We start from the raw sequence: 20,555 nt of genomic DNA on the forward strand, positions 1-20,555 counted from the left end.
CTGACCTACGCGAGATGCATTGGCTATCGGTTGCTTTTTTTTGCGAAATCAGCAGTAACCAGAGACAAAAGCGGTTGCCGCAGTCATTATTCTGCGCTTAGATGTTAAGAAGTTTAACCCATGCCATCTCAAAGGTTATGGTTTGTACATTTTACGCAAGGGGCAATTGTGAAACTGGATGAAATCGCTCGGTTGGCCGGCGTTTCGCGAACGACTGCAAGCTACGTTATTAACGGCAAAGCAAAGCAATACCGCGTAAGCGACAAAACGGTTGAAAAAGTCATGGCGGTGGTGCGTGAGCATAATTACCACCCGAATGCCGTGGCGGCCGGGCTGCGTGCTGGACGCACACGTTCTATCGGGCTGGTGATCCCGGATCTCGAAAACACGAGCTATACCCGGATCGCAAACTATCTGGAGCGCCAGGCGCGTCAGCGCGGGTATCAACTACTGATTGCCTGCTCTGAAGATCAGCCTGATAACGAAATGCGCTGTATTGAGCATCTTTTACAACGTCAGGTTGATGCCATTATCGTTTCGACTTCCTTGCCGCCTGAACATCCGTTTTATCAGCGCTGGGCGAACAGTTCATTCCCGATTGTGGCGCTGGATCGCGCGCTGGATCGTGAACATTTCACCAGCGTGGTGGGCGCAGACCAGGATGATGCGCAGATGCTGGCGGAGGAGTTACGTAAATTCCCTGCTGAAACCGTGCTCTATCTGGGGGCGCTTCCTGAATTGTCCGTCAGTTTCCTGCGCGAACAGGGTTTCCGTACCGCGTGGAAGGACGATCCGCGTGAAGTGCATTTTCTCTATGCCAACAGCTATGAGCGGGAGGCGGCCGCGCAGTTATTTGATAAATGGCTGGAAACGCATCCAATGCCTCAGGCGCTGTTTACCACGTCGTTTGCCCTGTTGCAGGGGGTGATGGATGTGACCCTGCGCCGCGACGGGCAGTTACCGTCTGATTTAGCGATTGCGACTTTTGGCGACCACGAGCTGCTCGACTTCCTGCAGTGCCCGGTACTGGCGGTGGCGCAGCGCCATCGAGATGTCGCGGAACGCGTGTTGGAGATTGTGTTGGCAAGCCTGGATGAGCCGCGTAAACCCAAACCAGGTTTAACGCGTATACGGCGTAATCTGTACCGTCGCGGTATTCTAAGCCGTAACTAAGTTGCCTCAATTGATGATGTCGGCGGATAAGCCTCTGACATCATCAATTATCCCGTTCTCGGAAATAACCGCATTATAATTAAGAATATTCTTTAGAATTATCTGAAATTGATTCTTCTATTATGCCGAATTAAAAATGCAACTATCCATTTTTGGGTAATTGAGACGTAACGATGCGTTACGGTTGTATTATTTTGTTACAAGCATGTTGGGATTTGCCGAATTAACAAACACTTTACTGGTGTGTTGCGGCAATCTCGCCCTTATCTCGCTCCTGTGCGGCGTACAGACTGATTAACTGGTACTGTTATCTCGCTGCATATTGTCCTAAAATGCCGCTCGCGTCGCAAACTGACACTTTATATTTTTCTTTTGATGATATTCAGTTGTTTTAAACAATCATGAGTTGTTGGATTTTTTTCTTACAAATATTCATGACGTTAATTTGCTTCGTTTGCTGTACGGAATTTGTTCAACGCTGATATTAGCCGTAAACAATGGGTTTTTTGCTCCGCTAAGCGCCGTGACTTGCTTGACAAGGTTTTCCTCCGCTCCGTAAACTCCTTTAAGTGGGAATTTGTGGGATAAAGTGGTAATCGGGGGTGAGGCTGGCATGTTCCGGGGAGCAACGTTAGTTAATCTCGACAGTAAAGGGCGCTTATCTGTGCCTACCCGTTATCGGGATCAACTGCTCGAGAGCGCTACCGGTCAAATGGTTTGTACCATTGACATCCATCACCCGTGCCTGCTGCTGTACCCCCTGCCTGAATGGGAAATTATCGAGCAGAAGTTATCGCGTCTGTCGAGCATGAATCCAGTTGAGCGTCGCGTACAGCGCCTGTTGTTGGGTCATGCTAGCGAATGTCAGATGGATAGCGCTGGTCGATTATTGATAGCGCCCATTCTGCGGCAACACGCAGGGCTAACGAAAGAAGTGATGCTGGTTGGGCAGTTCAATAAGTTTGAGCTGTGGGATGAAACGACCTGGTATCAACAGGTCAAGGAAGATATCGACGCTGAGCAGTCTGTTACCGGCGCGCTGTCGGAACGATTGCAGGATTTGTCTCTATAAAATGATGGAAAATTATAAACATACAACGGTGTTGCTGGATGAAGCCGTAAACGGCCTGAATATTCGTCCAGACGGCATCTACATTGACGGGACATTTGGTCGCGGTGGTCACTCACGTCTGATCCTCTCGCAACTTGGCGAAGAGGGGCGTTTACTGGCCATCGATCGCGATCCGCAGGCGATTGCCGTTGCAAAGACGATTACCGATCCCCGTTTTTCCATCGTCCATGGTCCTTTTTCTGCGCTGGCTGATTATGTCGCCGAGCGCGGACTTACCGGTAAGATCGACGGGATTCTTCTTGATCTTGGGGTGTCTTCTCCACAGCTTGATGATGCTGAGCGCGGATTCTCATTTATGCGTGACGGTCCGTTAGATATGCGTATGGACCCAACACGCGGTCAGTCAGCGGCCGAATGGCTGCAAACCGCCGATGAAGCAGACATTGCCTGGGTGATTAAAACCTTTGGCGAAGAGCGCTTCGGCAAACGCATTGCTCGCGCCATCGTAGAGCGCAACCGCATCGAACCGATGACCCGCACTAAAGAGCTGGCGGAAGTGATTGCGGCGGCAATGCCGGTGAAAGACAAATTCAAACATCCCGCGACCCGTACCTTCCAGGCGGTGCGCATTTGGGTGAACAGTGAACTGGAGGAGATAGAGCAGGCGCTAAAAAGCTCGCTCAGCGTGCTGGCACCAGGTGGTCGCCTTTCGGTAATCAGTTTCCATTCGCTTGAAGATCGCATTGTGAAACGCTTTATGCGCGAACAAAGCCGTGGTCCTCAGGTTCCGGCTGGAATACCGATGACTGAAGCGCAGATCAAAAAGCTGGGCGGCCGTGAGTTAAGAGCACTAGGCAAGATGATGCCGGGTGAAGAAGAGGTAGCTGAAAATCCTCGTGCCCGTAGTTCAGTTCTGCGTATTGCAGAGAGGACGAACGCATGATCAGCAGAGTGACAGAAGCCCTCAGCAAAGTTAAAGGATCGATAGGAAGCAACGAGCGCCATGCCTTGCCTGGCGTGATCGGTGACGATCTTTTGCGGTATGGGAAGCTGCCACTCTGCCTGTTCATTTGCATTATTTTGACGGCGGTTACCGTCGTGACAACAGCACACCATACGCGGTTACTGACCGCGCAGCGTGAGCAGCTGGTTCTGGAGCGAGATGCGCTGGATATCGAATGGCGCAACTTGATCCTTGAGGAGAACGCGCTCGGCGACCATAGCCGTGTTGAACGGATCGCAACGGAAAAGCTGCAAATGCAGCATGTTGATCCCTCACAAGAAAATATCGTAGTACAAAAATAAGGATAAACGCGACGCATGAAAGCAGCGGCAAAAACGCACAAGCCAAAACGCCAGGAAGAACAAGCCAACTTTATCAGTTGGCGTTTTGCGTTACTGTGCGGCTGTATTTTGCTGGCACTGGGTTTTCTGCTGGGGCGCGTTGCCTGGCTGCAAATCATCGCGCCGGACATGCTGGTGCGTCAGGGCGACATGCGCTCTCTGCGCGTACAGGAAGTGTCCACATCGCGCGGGATGATTACTGACCGTTCAGGTCGTCCGCTGGCGGTGAGCGTTCCGGTTAAGGCGATTTGGGCCGACCCAAAAGAGGTGCATGACGCAGGCGGCGTAAGCGTTGGTGAACGCTGGAGAGCGCTGTCGACCGCGCTGAATCTCCCGCTCGATCAACTGGCTTCCCGCATTAACGCCAACCCGAAAGGGCGCTTTATCTATCTGGCGCGTCAGGTAAACCCTGACATGGCTGACTACATCAAAAAACTGAAGCTGCCAGGCATTCACCTGCGCGAAGAATCCCGCCGTTACTATCCTTCCGGAGAAGTGACCGCTCACCTTATCGGTTTTACTAACGTCGACAGCCAGGGGATTGAAGGCGTTGAGAAGAGCTTCGATAAATGGCTCACCGGGCAACCGGGCGAACGCATTGTACGTAAAGACCGTTATGGCCGCGTCATTGAGGATATTTCCTCTACCGACAGCCAGGCGGCGCATAACCTTGCGCTGAGTATCGATGAGCGTTTACAGGCGCTGGTCTACCGTGAACTGAATAACGCCGTGGCGTTTAACAAGGCGGAGTCAGGCAGTGCGGTACTGGTGGATGTGAACACCGGTGAAGTGCTGGCGATGGCCAACAGCCCGTCCTACAACCCGAACAATCTCACCGGTACGCCGAAGGATGCGATGCGTAACCGTACGATTACCGACGTGTTTGAACCGGGTTCCACCGTCAAACCGATGGTGGTGATGACGGCGCTGCAGCGTGGCGTGGTTCGCGAAAATACCGTACTTAACACTATCCCTTACCGAATTAATGGCCACGAAATTAAAGACGTGGCGCGTTATAGCGAATTGACCCTCACCGGGGTTTTGCAGAAGTCGAGTAACGTCGGTGTTTCCAAGCTGGCGTTAGCGATGCCGTCCTCAGCGTTAGTAGACACTTACTCACGTTTTGGGCTGGGAAAAGCGACCAATTTGGGGTTGGTCGGAGAACGCAGTGGCTTATATCCTCAAAAACAACGGTGGTCTGACATAGAGAGGGCCACCTTCTCTTTCGGCTACGGGCTAATGGTAACGCCGTTACAGTTAGCGCGAGTCTATGCAACGATCGGCAGCTATGGCGTTTATCGGCCACTGTCGATCACCAAAGTTGACCCTCCTGTTCCGGGCGAGCGTATCTTCCCGGAATCAACCGTGCGTACCGTAGTGCACATGATGGAAAGCGTGGCGCTGCCCGGCGGCGGCGGCGTGAAGGCGGCGATTAAAGGCTATCGTATCGCCATTAAAACCGGTACGGCGAAGAAAGTAGGGCCGGATGGCCGCTACATCAACAAATACATTGCTTATACCGCAGGCGTTGCGCCTGCGAGTCAGCCGCGCTTCGCGCTGGTTGTTGTTATCAACGATCCGCAGGCGGGTAAATACTACGGTGGCGCCGTTTCCGCGCCGGTCTTTGGTGCCATCATGGGCGGCGTACTGCGCACCATGAACATCGAGCCGGATGCGCTGACAACGGGCGATAAAAATGAATTTGTGAATAATCAAGGCGAGGCAACAGGTGGCAGATCGTAATTTGCGCGACCTTCTTGCTCCATGGGTGCCGGGTGCACCGGAGCGAGCACTGCGGGAGATGACGCTCGACAGCCGTATGGCTGCATCGGGCGATCTCTTTGTCGCAGTATTGGGTCATCAGGCGGACGGGCGTCGATATATCCCGCAGGCGATAGCGCAAGGTGTGGCTGCCATTATTGCAGAAGCAAAAGATGAAGCTACTGACGGTGAAATCCGTGAAATGCACGGCGTTCCAGTTATCTATCTCAGTCAGCTTAACGAACGTTTATCTGCACTGGCGGGCCGCTTTTACCACGAGCCTTCTGAAAAAATGCGACTGGTCGGCGTGACCGGGACCAACGGTAAAACCACCACCACCCAATTGCTGGCACAGTGGAGCCAACTGCTTGGCGAAACCAGCGCGGTGATGGGAACAGTCGGCAATGGCCTGCTGGGCAAAGTGATCCCGACGGAAAATACCACCGGTTCAGCCGTTGATGTCCAGCATGTGCTGGCGGGGCTGGTTGCACAAGGCGCAACGGTTGGCGCAATGGAAGTGTCTTCACATGGTCTGGTTCAGCATCGCGTGGCGGCGCTGAAGTTTGCCGCATCAGTATTTACTAACTTAAGCCGTGACCATCTTGATTACCACGGCGACATGGAACATTACGAAGCCGCGAAATGGCTGCTGTATTCCACGCACCATTGCGGCCAGGCCATCGTTAATGCGGATGATGAAGTCGGTCGTCGCTGGTTGGCCAAACTTCCGGATGCGGTTGCCGTATCGATGGAGGACCACATCAACCCGAACTGTCACGGTCGTTGGTTAAAGGCGATTGACGTGAATTATCACGACAGCGGGGCAACAATTCGTTTTACCTCCTCATGGGGTGACGGCGAAATTGAAAGTCGCCTGATGGGCGCGTTTAACGTCAGCAATCTGCTGTTGGCGCTGGCAACGCTGCTGGCGTTGGGATATCCGTTAGCTGATTTACTGAAAACGGCGACACAATTACAGCCGGTTTGTGGGCGCATGGAAGTGTTCAGCGCGCCGGGTAAAACCACCGTTGTGGTTGATTATGCCCATACGCCAGATGCGCTGGAAAAAGCGCTGCAGGCGGCACGTCTGCACTGTACTGGCAAACTGTGGTGCGTCTTTGGCTGCGGCGGCGATCGCGACAAAGGTAAACGTCCGTTGATGGGCGCGATTGCCGAGCAGTTTGCTGATGTTATCGTGGTGACCGATGACAACCCGCGTACCGAAGAGCCGCGCGCCATTATTAACGACATTCTGGCGGGTATGCTGGATGCCGGACAGGCGAAAGTGATGGAAGGTCGCGCAGAGGCTGTGACAAACGCCATTATGCAGGCGAAAGAAAACGACGTGGTGCTGGTGGCCGGGAAAGGTCACGAAGACTACCAGATCGTTGGCTCGCAGCGCCTCGACTATTCTGACCGCGTCACGGCAGCGCGTCTGCTGGGAGTAATCGCATGATTAGCGTAACGCTCAGCCAACTGGCGGAGATCCTCCGTGGCGAACTGAAAGGAGTCGATCTGACTCTTGATGCGGTGACAACCGATACGCGTAAAGTTACGCCGGGCTGCCTGTTTGTCGCGCTGAAAGGCGAACGCTTTGATGCCCACGATTTTGCAGACAAGGCGCAAGAGAGCGGGGCGGGTGCGCTGCTGGTCAGCCGTCCGTTGGACACCAACCTGCCGCAGCTGATTGTTAAAGATACACGTCTGGCGTTTGGTGAACTGGCGGCATGGGTACGCGCCCAGGTTCCGGCGCGCGTTGTCGCGCTGACCGGCTCTTCCGGTAAAACGTCCGTCAAAGAGATGACCGCATCCATTCTGAGTCAGTGTGGCAACACCTTATATACCGCGGGCAACCTGAATAACGACATCGGCGTACCGATGACGCTGTTGCGCTTAAACAACGATTACGACTATGCCGTGATTGAGCTTGGCGCTAATCATCAGGGCGAAATCGCCTGGACCGTTGGTCTGACGCGTCCGGAAGCGGCGCTGGTGAATAACCTGGCGGCCGCGCATCTGGAAGGCTTTGGTTCACTGGCGGGCGTTGCGAAGGCAAAAGGTGAGATTTTTACCGGCCTGCCAGCGAACGGAATCGCCATTATGAATGCCGACAATAACGACTGGCTGAACTGGCAAAGCATTATCGGCGATCGCAAAGTCTGGCGCTTCTCCCCGAATGCGGCCAACAGCGACTTTTCGGCGGCCAATGTTCATGTGACTTCACACGGCACAGAGTTTTCTCTGCAAACGCCAACCGGAAGCATTGATGTTCTGCTGCCGTTGCCGGGTCGTCACAATATTGCTAACGCCCTGGCGGCGGCTGCGCTCTCTATGGCGGTAGGCGCGACGCACGAAGCGATTAAAGCGGGTCTGAAGGAACTGCAAGCGGTACCGGGGCGTCTGTTCCCGATTCAACTGGCAGAAAATCAGCTACTGCTGGATGACTCCTATAACGCAAATGTCGGGTCAATGACCGCAGCGGTAAACGTGCTGTCCGAAATGCCGGGCTACCGCGTGCTGGTCGTTGGCGATATGGCAGAGCTTGGCGCGGAAAGCGAAGCATGCCACGTGCAGGTGGGTGAAGCTGCGAAGGCTGCAGGTATCGACCGTGTGCTGAGTACAGGGAAACTGAGTCAGGCAATTAGCCATGCCAGCGGTGTGGGTGAGCATTTTGCGGATAAAACCGCGTTGACCGCGCATCTTAAGGCGCTGATTGCAGAACATCAGATTATGACGATTTTAGTGAAGGGTTCACGTAGTGCCGCCATGGAAGAGGTAGTACGCGCATTACAGGAGAATGGGACATGTTAGTTTGGCTGGCCGAACATTTGGTCAAATATTATTCCGGCTTTAACGTCTTTTCCTATCTGACGTTTCGCGCCATCGTCAGCCTGCTGACCGCGCTGTTCATCTCTTTGTGGATGGGCCCGCGCATGATCGCCCGCTTGCAAAAAATGTCCTTTGGACAGGTCGTGCGTAACGACGGTCCGGAATCACACTTCAGTAAACGCGGTACGCCGACCATGGGCGGGATTATGATCCTCACCGCGATTGTTATCTCCGTACTGCTGTGGGCATACCCGTCGAACCCGTACGTATGGTGCGTGCTGGTGGTATTGGTCGGTTACGGCATTATCGGTTTTGTCGATGACTACCGCAAAGTGGTACGCAAAGACACCAAGGGCCTGATCGCGCGCTGGAAATACTTCTGGATGTCGGTGATTGCGCTGGGCGTGGCCTTTGCCCTGTATCTGGCTGGTAAAGATACCCCGGCCACTGAGCTGGTGGTGCCGTTCTTTAAAGACGTGATGCCGCAGTTGGGGCTGTTCTACGTGCTGCTGGCGTACTTCGTGATTGTGGGTACTGGCAACGCGGTCAACCTCACCGATGGTCTGGATGGTCTGGCGATTATGCCGACCGTGTTTGTGGCCGCAGGTTTTGCGTTGGTAGCGTGGGCGACCGGTAACATGAACTTCGCCAACTATCTGCATATTCCCTATTTACGTCATGCCGGCGAATTGGTGATCGTTTGTACGGCAATTGTCGGTGCGGGGTTAGGCTTCTTGTGGTTTAACACCTATCCGGCGCAGGTCTTTATGGGCGACGTCGGATCGCTGGCGCTGGGCGGCGCGCTGGGCATTATTGCCGTGCTGCTGCGTCAGGAGTTCCTGCTGGTGATCATGGGCGGTGTATTCGTCGTAGAAACACTGTCGGTCATTTTGCAGGTTGGCTCCTTTAAGCTGCGCGGACAGCGCATCTTCCGTATGGCGCCGATCCACCATCACTATGAACTGAAAGGCTGGCCGGAACCGCGCGTAATTGTGCGCTTCTGGATTATTTCGCTGATGCTGGTGCTGATTGGCCTGGCAACGCTGAAGGTACGTTAATCATGGCTGATTACCAGGGTAAAAAAGTCGTCATTATCGGTCTGGGTTTGACCGGGCTGTCCTGCGTGGATTTCTTCCTGGCGCGTGGCGTGACGCCGCGCGTAATGGATACCCGCGCGACGCCGCCGGGCCTGGACAAATTACCGGAAGCGGTTGAGCGTCATGTTGGCAGTCTGAATGATGACTGGCTGCTGGCCGCTGATCTTATTGTCGCCAGCCCTGGTATTGCCCTGGCGCATCCTTCGTTGAGCGCCGCCGCCGATGCGGGAATTGAAATTGTCGGCGACATTGAGCTGTTCTGTCGCGAAGCACAGGCACCGATCGTCGCGATCACCGGTTCCAACGGGAAAAGCACAGTCACTACGCTGGTAGGTGAGATGGCGAAAGCGGCCGGTGTGAACGTGGGGGTTGGCGGTAATATTGGCCTGCCCGCGCTGATGCTGCTGGATGACGAACGTGAGCTGTATGTTCTGGAACTGTCGAGCTTCCAACTGGAAACGACCTCCAGCTTACAAGCCGTAGCCGCTACCATTTTGAACGTCACCGAAGACCATATGGACAGATATCCGTTTGGCTTGCAGCAGTACCGTGCGGCCAAACTGCGCGTCTATGAAAACGCGAAAGTGTGTGTGGTCAACGCTGATGATGCGCTGACCATGCCGGTTCGCGGAGCGGATGAGCGTTGCGTGAGCTTTGGCATCAACATGGGTGACTATCACCTGAACCGTCAGCAGGGCGAAACCTGGCTGCGAGTGAAGGGTGAAAAAGTTCTTAACGTGAAAGAGATGACGCTTTCCGGTCAGCATAACTATACCAACGCCCTGGCTGCGCTGGCGCTGGCGGATGCCGCAGGTCTGCCGCGGGCGTCGAGCCTGAAAGCGCTCACCACGTTTACCGGTCTGGCGCACCGTTTCCAGACTGTGCTTGAGCACAACGGCGTGCGCTGGATTAACGATTCTAAAGCCACCAACGTCGGCAGCACTGAAGCCGCTCTGAATGGCCTGCACGTTGACGGTACGTTGCACCTGCTGCTGGGTGGCGACGGGAAATCCGCTGACTTTACGCCGTTGCAACGATATCTGACCGGCGACAACATTCGTCTGTACTGCTTTGGTCGCGATGGCGCGCAGCTTGCCGCTCTGCGACCTGACGTTACGGAACAAACTGAAACCATGGAGCAGGCAATGCGTCTGCTCGCACCGCGCGTGAAGTCGGGCGATATGGTGCTGCTGTCGCCCGCCTGCGCCAGCCTCGACCAGTTCAAGAACTTTGAGCAACGCGGTGACGTATTTACCCGTCTGGCGAAGGAGTTGGGTTGATGCGCTTATCTCTCCCTCGTCTGAGAATGCCGCGCTTACCGGGACTGGGTATCCTGGCGTGGGTCTTCGCGGCACTTAAAGGCTGGGTGATGGCTTCGCGTGATAAAGACGCGGATAGCCTGATCATGTATGACCGCATGCTGCTGTGGTTGACCTTTGGTCTGGCAGCGATCGGTTTTGTGATGGTGACATCGGCATCGATGCCCGTAGGGCAACGCCTGGCGGGCGATCCTTTCCTGTTTGCTAAGCGTGATGCACTGTACATCTTCCTCGCCTTCTGCCTGGCGATGGTGACGCTGCGTCTGCCGATGGAGTTCTGGCAAAAGTACAGTACGACGATGCTGATAGCCTCGATCATCATGCTGCTGATTGTGCTGGTGGTGGGTAGCTCCGTTAACGGGGCGTCGCGCTGGATTGCGCTCGGGCCGCTGCGTATTCAGCCTGCGGAATTTACTAAGCTGTCGCTGTTCTGTTACCTCGCCAACTACCTGGTGCGTAAAGTTGATGAAGTGCGTAACAACTTGCGCGGTTTCTTAAAACCGATGGGCGTGATCCTGGTGCTGGCTATTTTACTGCTGGCACAGCCTGACCTTGGTACGGTGGTGGTGTTGTTTGTCACTACCCTGGCGATGCTGTTTCTCGCCGGAGCGAAACTGTGGCAGTTCATTGCCATCATTGGCATGGGGATTTCAGCGGTCGTGCTGCTGATCCTTGCCGAACCGTATCGTATTCGCCGCGTAACCTCCTTCTGGAACCCATGGGAAGATCCGTTCGGCAGTGGCTACCAGCTGACGCAATCCCTGATGGCATTTGGTCGCGGTGAGGTTTGGGGGCAAGGCTTAGGTAATTCAGTCCAAAAACTGGAGTATTTACCAGAAGCGCACACCGACTTCATCTTCGCCATCATTGGGGAAGAGCTGGGTTATATCGGTGTGGTATTGGCACTTTTAATGGTATTCTTCGTCGCTTTTCGCGCGATGTCGATTGGCCGTAAGGCGTTGGAAATTGACCACCGTTTTTCAGGCTTTTTAGCCTGCTCAATCGGGATCTGGTTTAGCTTCCAGGCACTGGTAAACGTCGGTGCGGCGGCGGGTATGCTGCCAACCAAAGGTCTGACGCTGCCGCTGATCAGTTATGGTGGTTCAAGTTTGTTGATTATGTCGACGGCCATCATGTTTTTGTTACGTATTGATTATGAAACGCGTCTGGAAAAAGCCCAGGCGTTTACACGAGGTGCACGATGAGTGGTCAACCGAAGCGGTTAATGGTGATGGCAGGCGGTACCGGCGGGCATGTATTCCCGGGGCTGGCGGTCGCGCACCATTTAATGGCCCAGGGCTGGCAGGTTCGTTGGCTGGGCACCGCCGATCGTATGGAAGCGGACTTAGTGCCGAAACACGGCATTGAAATTGACTTTATTCGTATCTCCGGTTTGCGTGGTAAAGGCGTCAATGCGCTGCTTGCCGCACCTGTGCGTATTTTTAATGCCTGGCGTCAGGCGCGCGCCATCGTGAAGCAGTTTAAACCCGATGTGGTGCTGGGTATGGGCGGCTACGTGTCTGGCCCTGGCGGTCTGGCGGCCTGGTCATTAGGTATTCCGGTTGTACTGCATGAGCAGAACGGCATTGCGGGATTAACTAACAAATGGCTGGCGAAGATTGCCACTACGGTGATGCAGGCTTTTCCTGGTGCTTTCCCGAATGCGGAAGTGGTAGGTAACCCGGTGCGCACTGACGTGCTGGCGCTGCCATTGCCCAAAGCGCGTCTGGCCGGGCGTGAAGGTCCGGTTCGTGTATTGGTCGTCGGGGGATCTCAGGGGGCACGCGTACTGAACCAGACGATGCCGCAGGTTGCCGCAAAGCTTGGCGACGCGGTGACTATCTGGCATCAGAGCGGCAAAGGCGCGCAGCAGACCGTTGAACAGGCGTATGCCGACGCGGGACAACCGCAGCACAAGGTCACTGAGTTTATTGATGATATGGCAGCGGCCTACGCGTGGGCTGATGTCGTGGTTTGTCGCTCAGGCGCGCTGACGGTGAGCGAAATTGCCGCCGCGGGTTTGCCTGCGCTGTTTGTGCCGTTCCAGCACAAAGACAGACAGCAGTATTGGAATGCGCTGCCGCTGGAGAAAGCGGGCGCCGCCAAAATTCTGGAGCAGCCGCAGTTTACTGTGGATGCCGTCGCCAGCACCCTTGCCGGGTGGTCGCGAGAAACGTTATTAACCATGGCAGAACGTGCGCGCGCCGCATCCATACCGGATGCCACAGAGCGCGTTGCAAATGAAGTGAGCCGGGCTGCCCGGGCGTAATTGTGGTGATGCCTTTTGCATCGCATGAACTAAGAAGTTAATGGCTAAAGAATGAATACACAACAACTGGCAAAACTGCGTTCCATCGTGCCCGAAATGCGTCGCGTTCGGCACATTCACTTTGTCGGCATCGGTGGTGCTGGTATGGGCGGTATTGCCGAAGTTTTGGCCAATGAAGGTTATCAGATCAGCGGTTCTGACTTAGCGCCGAATCCTGTGACGCAGCAGTTGACGAATCTGGGGGCCACGATTTTCTTCAACCATCGCCCGGAAAACGTGCGCGATGCGAGCGTGGTGGTGGTATCCAGCGCTATTTCTGCGGATAACCCGGAAATTGTTGCAGCGCATGAAGCACGTATTCCGGTGATTCGTCGTGCTGAAATGCTGGCGGAGTTAATGCGTTTTCGTCACGGTATTGCTATTGCCGGGACGCACGGTAAAACCACGACTACGGCAATGGTCTCCAGCATCTACGCGGAAGCGGGTCTGGATCCCACTTTTGTCAACGGCGGTCTGGTGAAGGCTGCAGGCGTGCATGCGCGCCTGGGTCATAGCCGTTATTTGATTGCTGAAGCGGATGAGAGCGACGCGTCGTTCCTGCATTTGCAGCCGATGGTGGCGATTGTCACCAATATCGAAGCTGACCACATGGATACCTACCATGGCGACTTCGAAAATTTAAAGCAGACGTTTATTAATTTCCTGCATAACTTGCCGTTTTATGGTCGTGCCGTGATGTGCGTTGACGATCCGGTTATCCGCGAACTGTTACCGCGAGTTGGCCGTCAAACCACAACCTATGGTTTCAGTGATGATGCCGATGTGCGCGTTGAAGATTACCAGCAGATTGGTCCACAAGGACACTTCACGCTGGTACGTCAGGGGATGGCCGATTTACGTGTTACGTTAAACGCGCCGGGTCGTCACAATGCACTGAACGCGGCAGCAGCAGTGGCGGTCGCGACGGAAGAAGGTATTGAAGACGACGCTATTCTGCGCGCGCTGGAAAGTTTCCAGGGTACCGGACGTCGTTTTGACTTCCTCGGCGAATTCCCGCTTGAGCCGGTGAACGGTAAAGCCGGGACCGCGATGCTGGTTGATGATTATGGCCACCACCCAACGGAAGTGGACGCTACGATTAAAGCCGCGCGCGCGGGTTGGCCGGACAAAAACCTGGTGATGCTGTTCCAGCCGCACCGTTTTACGCGTACTCGCGATCTGTACGACGACTTTGCCAACGTGCTGACCCAGGTCGATGCGCTGTTGATGCTGGATGTGTATGCCGCGGGCGAAGCCGCGATTCCGGGGGCCGACAGCCGCTCGTTGTGCCGTACGATTCGTGGCCGCGGTAAGATCGATCCGATTCTGGTATCCGATCCGGCCCAAGTGGCAGAAATGCTGGCACCCGTATTAACCGGCAACGATCTGATTTTGGTGCAGGGCGCTGGAAATATCGGCAAAATCGCGCGTTCCTTAGCTGAAATCAAACTGAAGCCGCAAAACCCGGAGGAAGAACAACATGGCTGATAAAATCGCGGTCCTGTTAGGGGGAACCTCCGCTGAACGTGAAGTATCGCTGAATTCAGGCGCGGCCGTATTGGCAGGGTTACGCGAAGGTGGTGTAGATGCCCATCCGGTTGACCCTAAAGAGGTCGATGTCACTCTTCTGAAATCTATGGGGTTTCAGAAGGTGTTTATTGCGCTGCACGGTCGTGGCGGTGAAGATGGCACATTGCAGGGCATGCTGGAGCTGATTGGCCTGCCGTATACCGGCAGCGGCGTCATGGCTTCCGCGATTTCCATGGACAAACTGCGCAGCAAGTTGCTGTGGCAGGGCGCAGGTTTACCCGTCGCCCCATGGGTTGCGCTGACCCGCGCTGAGTTCGAAAAAGGTCTTAGCGATGAAGCAGTTACAAAAATTTCTGCGTTAGGCTTGCCGTTGATTGTAAAGCCAAGCCGTGAAGGTTCCAGCGTAGGGATGTCAAAAGTTGAAGAAGAAAATGCTTTGCAGGGTGCATTAGCATTGGCTTTTCAGCATGATGAAGAAGTACTGATTGAAAAATGGCTCAGTGGCCCGGAATTTACAGTTGCGATACTTGGCGAAGAAATTTTACCGTCAATACGTATCCAACCCGCGGGAACCTTCTATGATTATGAGGCGAAGTATCTCTCTGATGAGACACAATATTTCTGCCCTGCTGGTCTGGAAGTCGAACAAGAAGCCTTTTTACAGGAATTAGTCCTGAAAGCGTGGACTGCATTGGGCTGTAAAGGTTGGGGTCGCATTGACGTCATGCTGGACAGCGATGGCCAGTTTTATCTGCTGGAAGCGAATACCTCTCCGGGTATGACCAGCCACAGCCTGGTGCCGATGGCGGCGCGTCAGGCGGGCCTGAGCTTCTCGCAGTTGGTGGTAAGAATTCTGGAGTTGGCGGACTGATATGTCGCAGGCTGCGCTGAACACGCGAAACGGTGATGAAGAAGAAGTAAACTCCTCACGCCGCAATAATGGAACGCGTCTTGCAGGAATACTGTTCCTGCTGACAGTGCTGTGCACCGTGTTTGTCAGCGGCTGGGTAGTGTTGGGATGGATGGAAGATGCGCAGCGCCTGCCATTGTCAAAACTGGTGTTAACCGGTGAACGGCATTACACGCGCAATGATGATATCCGTCAGTCCATCCTGGCGCTGGGCGCTCCGGGAACATTTATGACTCAGGATGTGAACATCATCCAGAGTCAGATTGAACGCCTCCCCTGGATCAAACAGGCGAGCGTCAGAAAGCAATGGCCTGATGAATTGAAGATTCATCTGGTTGAATATGTGCCAATAGCGCGTTGGAATGACCAACATATGGTGGATGCCGAAGGAAATACCTTCAGTGTCCCAACCGGTCGGGCCAATAAGCAGGTATTACCTATGTTGTACGGACCGGAAGGCAGCGCAAGTGAAGTGCTGCAAGGGTTCCGCGATATGGGGCAGGTGCTGGCTAAGGACAGATTCACCCTGAAGGAAGCGGCAATGACCGCTCGTCGTTCCTGGCAGTTGACGCTGAATAACGATATTAAGCTGAATCTGGGCAGGGGCGATACGATAAAACGTTTGGCTCGCTTTGTGGAACTCTACCCGGTTTTACAGCAGCAGGCGCAAACCGATGGCAAACGGATTAGCTACGTTGATTTGCGTTATGACTCAGGAGCGGCAGTAGGCTGGGTTCCCTTGCCTCCTGAGGAATCTAATCAGCAACAGAATCAGGCACAGGCAGAACAACAATGATCAAGGCGACGGACAGAAAACTGGTAGTTGGACTGGAGATTGGCACCGCGAAGGTAGCCGCTTTAGTAGGGGAAGTTCTGCCCGACGGTATGGTCAATATCATTGGCGTGGGCAGTTGCCCATCGCGAGGTATGGATAAAGGCGGGGTGAATGACCTTGAGTCAGTGGTGAAGTGCGTACAGCGCGCCATTGACCAGGCTGAACTGATGGCAGATTGCCAGATCTCTTCAGTGTATCTGGCGCTTTCCGGTAAACATATTAGCTGTCAGAATGAAATTGGTATGGTGCCCATTTCCGAAGAGGAAGTGACGCAGGAAGATGTGGAAAACGTGGTACATACGGCAAAATCCGTACGCGTTCGCGATGAACATCGTGTTCTGCACGTCATCCCGCAGGAATACGCCATCGACTACCAGGAAGGTATCAAAAATCCGGTCGGTCTTTCCGGTGTGCGTATGCAGGCAAAAGTGCATCTTATTACCTGCCACAACGACATGGCGAAGAATATTGTCAAAGCCGTTGAACGTTGTGGTCTGAAAGTTGACCAACTGATTTTTGCCGGGTTGGCAGCCAGTTATTCCGTATTGACGGAAGATGAACGTGAACTGGGTGTCTGCGTGGTGGATATTGGTGGTGGTACAATGGACATCGCCGTTTATACTGGCGGGGCGTTGCGCCACACTAAAGTTATCCCTTATGCAGGGAATGTCGTGACCAGCGATATCGCGTATGCCTTTGGTACGCCGCCGAGCGATGCTGAAGCCATCAAAGTGCGTCATGGCTGCGCACTGGGTTCCATCGTGGGTAAAGACGAGAGCGTTGAAGTGCCAAGCGTTGGTGGTCGTCCGCCGCGTAGCCTGCAACGTCAGACTCTGGCAGAGGTCATTGAGCCGCGTTATACCGAGCTGCTCAACCTGGTCAACGAAGAAATTTTGCAATTACAAGAACAGCTTCGCCAGCAGGGTGTGAAACATCATCTGGCGGCGGGGATTGTGTTAACCGGCGGTGCTGCGCAAATTGAAGGTCTTGCGGCCTGCGCACAGCGCGTGTTCCATACACAAGTACGTATTGGCGCACCGCTGAATATTACCGGTCTGACGGATTATGCCCAGGAGCCGTATTATTCAACGGCGGTGGGGCTGCTGCACTACGGGAAAGAATCCCATTTAAGTGGTGAGGCTGAAGTAGAAAAGCGCGTAACTGCCTCGGTCGGCTCGTGGATCAAGCGACTGAATAGCTGGTTACGTAAAGAGTTTTAATTTTTAAAGAGACCGACGCAAATTAACGGTCTCAGGCGACAGGCACTACACAAAGTCATTCAAGTTGCATCGCGGCGGCAACTGAGCGAATCTCCTGGAGCATAGTTTACTATGTCACGGGAGTGAGTGAAGGCAGCCAACAACGAGGCGGCTTGAAGGATGAAGTGTAAAACGGAGAGAGAAACTATGTTTGAACCTATGGAACTAACCAACGACGCGGTGATTAAAGTCATCGGCGTCGGTGGCGGCGGCGGTAATGCCGTTGAACACATGGTGCGTGAGCGCATCGAAGGTGTTGAATTCTTCGCGGTGAATACCGACGCTCAGGCGTTGCGTAAAACCGCGGTTGGACAGACCATTCAGATTGGTAGCGGCATCACCAAAGGTCTGGGCGCGGGTGCAAACCCGGAAGTCGGTCGTAATGCGGCAGACGAAGATCGCGAAGCGCTGCGCGCAGCGCTTGACGGTGCAGACATGGTGTTTATCGCAGCTGGCATGGGCGGCGGTACCGGTACCGGTGCAGCGCCAGTGGTAGCTGAAGTCGCAAAAGATTTAGGTATTCTGACCGTTGCTGTCGTGACTAAGCCTTTCAACTTTGAAGGCAAGAAGCGTATGGCATTCGCGGAGCAGGGTATCACCGAGCTGTCCAAACACGTGGACTCTCTGATCACTATCCCGAACGACAAGCTGCTGAAAGTACTGGGCCGTGGTATCTCCCTGCTGGATGCATTTGGCGCAGCGAACGACGTGCTGAAAGGCGCAGTCCAGGGTATCGCTGAACTGATTACTCGTCCGGGCCTGATGAACGTCGACTTTGCAGACGTGCGCACCGTGATGTCCGAAATGGGCTACGCGATGATGGGTTCTGGCGTGGCGAGCGGTGAAGACCGTGCAGAAGAAGCGGCTGAAATGGCTATCTCTTCTCCGCTGCTGGAAGATATCGATCTGTCCGGCGCACGCGGCGTGCTGGTTAACATTACTGCGGGCTTCGACCTGCGTCTGGATGAGTTCGAAACCGTGGGTAACACGATTCGTGCCTTTGCATCGGATAACGCGACCGTGGTTATCGGTACCTCTCTGGACCCGGATATGAACGACGAACTGCGCGTGACCGTTGTTGCGACTGGAATTGGTATGGACAAGCGTCCTGAAATCACTCTGGTGACCAACAAACAGGTACAGCAGCCGGTAATGGATCGTTACCAGCAGCACGGTATGGCGCCGTTGACGCAAGAGCAGAAACCGGTAGCGAAAGTGGTTAACGACAATACGCCGCAAACCACGAAAGAGCCGGATTATCTGGATATCCCTGCATTCCTGCGTAAGCAAGCTGATTAAGAATTAGCTGGAATTTGGGAATTGTGGCTCTTTGTGCTAAACTGGCCCACCGAATGTATAGTACACTTCGGTTGGATAGGTAATTTGGCGAGATTATACGATGATCAAACAAAGGACTCTTAAACGTATCGTTCAGGCGACTGGCGTCGGTTTGCATACCGGCAAAAAAGTCACCCTGACATTACGCCCTGCGCCGGCCAACACCGGGGTCATCTATCGTCGCACCGACTTGAATCCTCCGGTAGATTTCCCGGCCGATGCCAAATCTGTGCGTGATACCATGCTCTGTACGTGTCTGGTCAATGAGCATGATGTGCGGATTTCAACCGTAGAGCACCTTAATGCTGCTCTGGCGGGCTTAGGTATCGATAACATCGTTATTGAAGTTAACGCCCCGGAAATCCCGATTATGGATGGCAGTGCCGCTCCGTTCGTTTACCTGCTGCTTGATGCAGGTATTGAAGAACTGAGCAGCGCCAAAAAATTTGTTCGCATCAAAGAGACCGTTCGTGTCGAAGATGGCGATAAGTGGGCTGAGTTTAAGCCGTATAATGGTTTTACGTTGGATTTCACCATCGACTTTAACCATCCGGCGATCGACTCCAGCACGCAGCGCTACGCGATGAACTTCTCTGCGGATGCGTTCATGCGCCAGATCAGCCGCGCGCGTACTTTCGGCTTCATGCGTGATATCGAATATCTGCAGTCCCGCGGCCTGTGCCTGGGCGGCAGCTTCGATTGTGCCATCGTTGTTGACGATTATCGCGTATTGAACGAAGACGGCCTGCGTTTTGAAGACGAATTCGTTCGTCACAAAATGCTCGACGCGATTGGTGACTTGTTCATGTGTGGTCACAACATTATTGGTGCATTCACCGCGTATAAATCCGGTCATGCACTGAATAACAAACTATTACAGGCAGTCCTGGCAAAACAGGAAGCCTGGGAATATGTGACCTTCCAGGACGATGCAGAACTGCCGTTGGCGTTCAAAGCACCTTCGACTGTACTGGCATAACGACATACGCTGTCGCATAAATTCGACTGGTAAATCTGGCACTCTCTCCGGCCAGGTGAGCCAGTCGTTTTTTTATCTTCCGATTGCAAAACCACCTTATCTGAAGCGACTTTTTCCCCACCGACAGATTAAAACACCGTTCGATCGCTGCTTTCTTAAGCATATTTACCCGCGACTTGCTGTCATTACTGCTGTGGAGCGTACGCTTTAATGGTAATATTTATGCGCAAAAAAATGGTTTTGCATTTGTAACCCCAAACGCAGGGTATATCAGGTGGCAATAACGTGAGTGGAATACTGACGCGTTGGCGACAGTTAGGCAGACGGTACTTCTGGCCGCATCTCCTGTTGGGGATGGTCGCGGCTAGTTTTGGCCTGCCTGCGCTCGGTAATGCTGCTGAACCTAATACTCCCGCGAAGGCGACCGCCAGCAATCACGATCAATCTGCCAAAGTTAACTTTAGCCAGCTTGCTTTGCTGGAGGCAACCAATCGCCGCCCGAATTTTACCGTTGACTACTGGCATCAGCATGCCATTCGTACAGTCATTCGCCATCTTTCTTTTGCTATGGCTCCTCAGGCGCTGCCTGTTGCCGAAGAGCCGTTGCCAATCCAGGCGCACCATCTTGCGTTACTGAATACGCTCAGCGCGATGCTGACGCAAGAAGGCAGACCGCCCGCGACCGTGAGTCGCGTGACATATGCCCATTTTACCTCTCAGGCCGCATTTAGCGTTCCGGTCTGGATCAGCCAGCTGCAGGGTATCCGCGCTGGCCCTCAACGCCTCAGCTAAAAAAGAACC

Annotated in this window: 18 protein-coding genes; all 18 read left to right on the forward strand. The window is 54.0% G+C overall.

Annotated elements, in window-relative coordinates; all coding sequences use genetic code 11:
• The first annotated feature begins 168 nt into the window (after positions 1-168).
• The 18 genes from cra to secM all read left to right on the forward strand — a co-directional run bounded on the left by cra (position 169) and on the right by secM (position 20,546).
• Positions 169-1,173: a catabolite repressor/activator gene (cra, locus tag ABIE10_RS14935; protein WP_016151689.1), complete on the forward strand. Its 1,005-nt coding sequence runs from the start codon at positions 169-171 to the stop codon at positions 1,171-1,173.
• Between the two features lie 613 nt (positions 1,174-1,786).
• Complete coding sequence (gene mraZ / locus ABIE10_RS14940) at positions 1,787-2,245, forward strand: division/cell wall cluster transcriptional repressor MraZ (RefSeq protein WP_005124560.1); 459 nt, start codon at positions 1,787-1,789, stop codon at positions 2,243-2,245.
• Position 2,246: 1 nt separating this feature from the next.
• Positions 2,247-3,188, forward strand: a complete 942-nt coding sequence (rsmH, locus tag ABIE10_RS14945) for a 16S rRNA (cytosine(1402)-N(4))-methyltransferase RsmH (protein ID WP_016151690.1) — start codon at positions 2,247-2,249, stop codon at positions 3,186-3,188.
• On the forward strand, positions 3,185-3,550 hold the full coding sequence (gene ftsL / locus ABIE10_RS14950) for a cell division protein FtsL (RefSeq protein ID WP_006686695.1): 366 nt from the start codon (positions 3,185-3,187) through the stop codon (positions 3,548-3,550). The genes rsmH and ftsL overlap by 4 nt, the downstream gene beginning before the upstream one ends.
• A 15-nt stretch (positions 3,551-3,565) precedes the next feature.
• Positions 3,566-5,332 (forward strand): peptidoglycan glycosyltransferase FtsI, encoded by a 1,767-nt coding sequence (gene ftsI, locus ABIE10_RS14955; protein WP_016151691.1) that lies wholly within the window; start codon positions 3,566-3,568, stop codon positions 5,330-5,332.
• Complete coding sequence (gene murE, locus ABIE10_RS14960; RefSeq protein ID WP_429156179.1) at positions 5,319-6,806, forward strand: UDP-N-acetylmuramoyl-L-alanyl-D-glutamate--2,6-diaminopimelate ligase; 1,488 nt, start codon at positions 5,319-5,321, stop codon at positions 6,804-6,806. The genes ftsI and murE overlap by 14 nt, the downstream gene beginning before the upstream one ends.
• Entirely contained in the window at positions 6,803-8,161 is a 1,359-nt protein-coding gene (gene murF, locus ABIE10_RS14965; RefSeq protein WP_429156181.1) for a UDP-N-acetylmuramoyl-tripeptide--D-alanyl-D-alanine ligase, read from the forward strand. The genes murE and murF overlap by 4 nt, the downstream gene beginning before the upstream one ends.
• Positions 8,155-9,237: a phospho-N-acetylmuramoyl-pentapeptide-transferase gene (gene mraY, locus ABIE10_RS14970; protein ID WP_016151694.1), complete on the forward strand. Its 1,083-nt coding sequence runs from the start codon at positions 8,155-8,157 to the stop codon at positions 9,235-9,237. Before murF ends, mraY begins: the two co-directional genes overlap by 7 nt.
• 2 nt (positions 9,238-9,239) lie before the next feature.
• The gene (gene murD, locus ABIE10_RS14975) at positions 9,240-10,556 is read left to right on the forward strand and encodes a UDP-N-acetylmuramoyl-L-alanine--D-glutamate ligase (RefSeq protein ID WP_016151695.1); all 1,317 of its coding nucleotides are present in this window, start codon (positions 9,240-9,242) and stop codon (positions 10,554-10,556) included.
• Entirely contained in the window at positions 10,556-11,800 is a 1,245-nt protein-coding gene (ftsW, locus tag ABIE10_RS14980) for a cell division protein FtsW (protein ID WP_016151696.1), read from the forward strand. Before murD ends, ftsW begins: the two co-directional genes overlap by 1 nt.
• Complete coding sequence (gene murG / locus ABIE10_RS14985; protein WP_429156184.1) at positions 11,797-12,864, forward strand: undecaprenyldiphospho-muramoylpentapeptide beta-N-acetylglucosaminyltransferase; 1,068 nt, start codon at positions 11,797-11,799, stop codon at positions 12,862-12,864. Before ftsW ends, murG begins: the two co-directional genes overlap by 4 nt.
• Before the next feature lie 51 nt (positions 12,865-12,915).
• Positions 12,916-14,391 carry a UDP-N-acetylmuramate--L-alanine ligase gene (gene murC, locus ABIE10_RS14990; RefSeq protein WP_016151698.1) on the forward strand — a complete coding sequence of 492 codons (1,476 nt, stop codon included), beginning with the start codon at positions 12,916-12,918 and terminating at the stop codon, positions 14,389-14,391.
• Positions 14,384-15,304, forward strand: coding sequence for a D-alanine--D-alanine ligase (locus ABIE10_RS14995; RefSeq protein ID WP_016151699.1), 921 nt, complete (start codon positions 14,384-14,386; stop codon positions 15,302-15,304). Before murC ends, ABIE10_RS14995 begins: the two co-directional genes overlap by 8 nt.
• Before the next feature lies 1 nt (position 15,305).
• Entirely contained in the window at positions 15,306-16,139 is an 834-nt protein-coding gene (gene ftsQ, locus ABIE10_RS15000; protein ID WP_003018758.1) for a cell division protein FtsQ, read from the forward strand.
• Positions 16,136-17,398: a cell division protein FtsA gene (gene ftsA / locus ABIE10_RS15005; protein WP_003018755.1), complete on the forward strand. Its 1,263-nt coding sequence runs from the start codon at positions 16,136-16,138 to the stop codon at positions 17,396-17,398. Before ftsQ ends, ftsA begins: the two co-directional genes overlap by 4 nt.
• A 186-nt stretch (positions 17,399-17,584) precedes the next feature.
• Positions 17,585-18,736, forward strand: a complete 1,152-nt coding sequence (gene ftsZ, locus ABIE10_RS15010; RefSeq protein WP_003018753.1) for a cell division protein FtsZ — start codon at positions 17,585-17,587, stop codon at positions 18,734-18,736.
• Positions 18,737-18,836: 100 nt separating this feature from the next.
• Positions 18,837-19,754: a UDP-3-O-acyl-N-acetylglucosamine deacetylase gene (lpxC, locus tag ABIE10_RS15015; protein ID WP_006686706.1), complete on the forward strand. Its 918-nt coding sequence runs from the start codon at positions 18,837-18,839 to the stop codon at positions 19,752-19,754.
• 285 nt (positions 19,755-20,039) lie between these two features.
• Complete coding sequence (gene secM, locus ABIE10_RS15020) at positions 20,040-20,546, forward strand: secA translation cis-regulator SecM (protein ID WP_029139762.1); 507 nt, start codon at positions 20,040-20,042, stop codon at positions 20,544-20,546.
• Positions 20,547-20,555 lie beyond the last annotated feature (9 nt).

It is taken from the genome of Citrobacter sp. 506 (assembly GCF_050434985.1).
Classification (GTDB): Bacteria; Pseudomonadota; Gammaproteobacteria; order Enterobacterales; family Enterobacteriaceae; genus Citrobacter; species Citrobacter braakii.